Genomic DNA, 2,915 nt, shown 5'->3' on the forward strand with positions numbered 1-2,915 from the left:
ACCTGGTCGGCCAGCCCGCCGACTACGACGAGCTGCGGGCGATCACCGACAAGCACTCGCTGTGGCTGATGGAGGACGCCGCCTGCTCGGCCGGCGCGTTCTACAAGGGTCGCCCCGCCGGCAGCCTGGCCGACCTGGCGACCTTCAGCTTCCACGGCCGCAAGGGCATCACCAGCGGCGAGGGCGGTGCCCTCGTCGGCAGCGACGACGCGCTGATGGACCGTGCCCGCAAGCTCCACACCTACGGCATCGCCCCGGCCGTGTCCCGCGAGGGCGCGGCCACGCTCGCCGTCCCGTCCTTCGCCGAGGTCGGCTACAACTACCGGATGTCCGACGTCCAGGCGGCCATCATGCGGGTCCAGCTCGGCCGGCTCCCCGACCTCGTCACCGCCCGCAGCGCGGCGGCCGACGGGTACGCCGAGCGCCTGGCCGGCACCGAGGGCATCTCCCTGCCCGTCGTGCTCCACGACCGCACCCACCCGTGGCAGTCCTACCTCGTGACCGCGGGTGACGACGTCGACCGCGACAAGGTGGTGATGGCCCTGCGCGAGCGCGGCGTCGGCAGCAACTTCGGCACCTACGCCAGCCACGTGCAGCCGGTCTACGGCACGTCCTCGGACTGCCCGGTCTCGGCGCGGCTGTTCCGCACCCAGTTCGCCCTGCCCATGCACGCGAACCTCGTCGAGGACGACCTCGACTGGGTCGCCGCCCAGCTGCGCGACGTGCTCGCGTCGGGCGACGTGCGCCGCTGAGGGGCCGATGACCAACCGCATCCACCCCACCGCCGTCCTGGGTCCCCAGGTCGAGCTCGGTCGGGGCAACGTGATCGGGCCCTACTGCGTGCTGCAGGGGCCGGTCGTCCTCGGCGACGACAACTTCCTCGCCGCCCACGTCTCCGTCGGCGGCGGCCCGGAGGTGCGCGGCCACGAGCTGAGCGCGAGCTGGGAGGACCACGACGACCGGTTCGGCGTCGTCATCGGCTCGCGCAACGTGCTCAAGGAGTTCGTCGCCGTCAACGCCGGCTGGGCGACCGTCACCACGGTGGGCGACGACGGCTACCTCATGGGACACGTGCACCTCAACCACGACGCGCTCGTCGGCGACGAGGTGACGGTCTCCGGGCACGCGGTCGTCGCCGGTCACGTCACCGTCGAGGACGGTGCCAACATCGGACTCGGGACGGTGGTCCACCAGCGCCGTACCGTCCCGGCCGGCGCCATGATCGGCATGCAGTCCGCCGTCACGGTCGACCTGCCGCCGTACGTCGTCAGCATGGGCGTCCCCGCCCGACCCCGGCGGCTCAACACCCACCGCCTCGACCGGCTCGGCGTGCCCACGTCGGCGCACCCCGCCCTCGAGGCCGCGCTGCTGGACGGCTCCGCCGCCGGCGACGCCGACCTGCCCCCCCAGCTCAGCTCCGCGATCGCCGCCTGGCGGGCGCGGACGACGTCCTGACCCGTCTGCTCCCGCGCGCCGCCGGCGCGCCCACCCGAGAGGTTCCCGCATGCCCACCGACTTCATCCCCCCGGCCAAGCCGATCGTCGGCGACGAGGAGCGGGCGGCGGTCGACCGCGTGATGCGCTCCGGGATGATCGCGCAGGGTCCCGAGGTCGCGACCTTCGAGCAGGAGTTCGCCGAGCAGGTGACCGGTGGACGCCAGTGCGTGGCGGTCAACTCCGGGACGTCGGGCCTGCACCTGGGGCTGCTGGCCGCGGGGATCGGTCCGGGCGACGAGGTGATCGTGCCGTCGTTCACGTTCGCCGCGACCGCCAACTCGGTGGCCCTCACCGGTGCCACCCCGGTCTTCGCCGACATCGAGCCCGACCACTTCTGCCTCGACATGGACAGCGTCCGCGCCGCCATCACCGACCGGACGGCGGCCGTGATGCCCGTCCACCTCTACGGCCACCCCGCCGACATGGACGCCTACGCCGCACTGGCCGCCGAGACCGGCGTCCGGGTCTTCGAGGACGCCGCCCAGGCCCACCTCGCCACGTGGAAGGGGACGCAGGTCGGCACCTTCGGCGACTTCGCGATGTTCAGCCTCTACCCCACCAAGAACATGACGTCGGGTGAGGGGGGCATGGTCTCCTGCGTCTCCGACGAGATCGCCCGCAACGTCCGGCTCCTGCGCAACCAGGGCATGGAGCGGCAGTACGCCAACGAGGTCGTCGGCTTCAACGCCCGGATGACCGACATCCACGCCGCCATCGGCCGCGTCCAGCTGACCAAGGTCGGCGCCTGGACCGAGACCCGGCGCGCCAACGCGGCCTTCCTCGACGCGCACCTCGAGGGTGTCGTCGTGCCGCCGGTCGCGGACGCCGCGACCCACGTCTACCACCAGTACACGATCCGCGTCGCCGGCGGGGAGCGGGACCGGGTGGTCACCTCCCTGCGCGAGGAGCACCAGGTCGGCTGCGGCGTCTACTACCCGATCCCCAACCACCAGCTGGAGTCGCTGCGCGACGTCGCGCCCGACCTCGAGCTGCCGGAGACCGCGCGTGCCGCCGCGGAGGTCATCTCGCTGCCCGTGCACCCGAGCCTGACCGAGGGCGACCTCGAGCGCATCGTGACCGCGGTCAACACGGTCGTGCGCGCCGGCGCCTGACCCGGGCCCGGGTCAGCCGCGCGTGCGCCGGGCCGGGGCGGCGTCGAGCCGGTAGACGAGCTGCTGTCCGCCGTACCACCCGAACTCGTTGGTCCGGGTGAGGCAGCGGCTGGTCACGGCGGTGGTCGTGACCACGTACCCCACGTCGAGGTCGCTCTCCGCGAGCCAGCAGGGGTCGGCGCGCACCACGATCACGTCGGGCGCGGGCGCCTCGACGACCGGTGCGTCCCTCGGACCGTCGAGCTCGAGGTAGAGATAGCTGGCGCCCCGGTTCCAGACGCCCTCGTAGGCGCGCGTGGGGTCGACC

At 73.0% G+C, this 2,915-nt stretch carries 4 protein-coding genes; 3 read left to right on the forward strand and 1 reads right to left on the reverse strand.

Going from position 1 to position 2,915, the window contains the following annotated elements; genetic code table 11:
• From ACXJKL_RS18560 to ACXJKL_RS18570, 3 genes are all read left to right on the forward strand, one after another.
• A partial coding sequence (locus ACXJKL_RS18560; RefSeq protein ID WP_457208481.1) for a DegT/DnrJ/EryC1/StrS family aminotransferase occupies positions 1–752 on the forward strand: 752 nt, incomplete at its 5' end.
• Between the two features lie 7 nt (positions 753–759).
• Positions 760–1,455, forward strand: coding sequence for a hypothetical protein (locus ACXJKL_RS18565; protein WP_457208482.1), 696 nt, complete (start codon positions 760–762; stop codon positions 1,453–1,455).
• A 49-nt stretch (positions 1,456–1,504) separates the two neighbouring features.
• The gene (locus ACXJKL_RS18570) at positions 1,505–2,608 is read left to right on the forward strand and encodes a DegT/DnrJ/EryC1/StrS family aminotransferase (protein ID WP_457208483.1); all 1,104 of its coding nucleotides are present in this window, start codon (positions 1,505–1,507) and stop codon (positions 2,606–2,608) included.
• 12 nt (positions 2,609–2,620) lie between these two features.
• Here the strand turns inward: ACXJKL_RS18570 and ACXJKL_RS18575 are convergent.
• A partial coding sequence (locus tag ACXJKL_RS18575) for a DUF7654 domain-containing protein (protein ID WP_457208484.1) occupies positions 2,621–2,915 on the reverse strand: 295 nt, incomplete at its 5' end.

Source organism: Nocardioides sp. P5_C9_2 (genome assembly GCF_054049555.1).

What these genes read in the sequence shown, in the direction of transcription:
- ACXJKL_RS18565 (WP_457208482.1), top strand. Translation starts at nt 760, where the DNA reads ATGACCAACCGCATCCACCCCACCGCCGTCCTGGGTCCCCAGGTCGAG.
- ACXJKL_RS18570 (WP_457208483.1), top strand. Translation starts at nt 1,505, where the DNA reads ATGCCCACCGACTTCATCCCCCCGGCCAAGCCGATCGTCGGCGACGAG.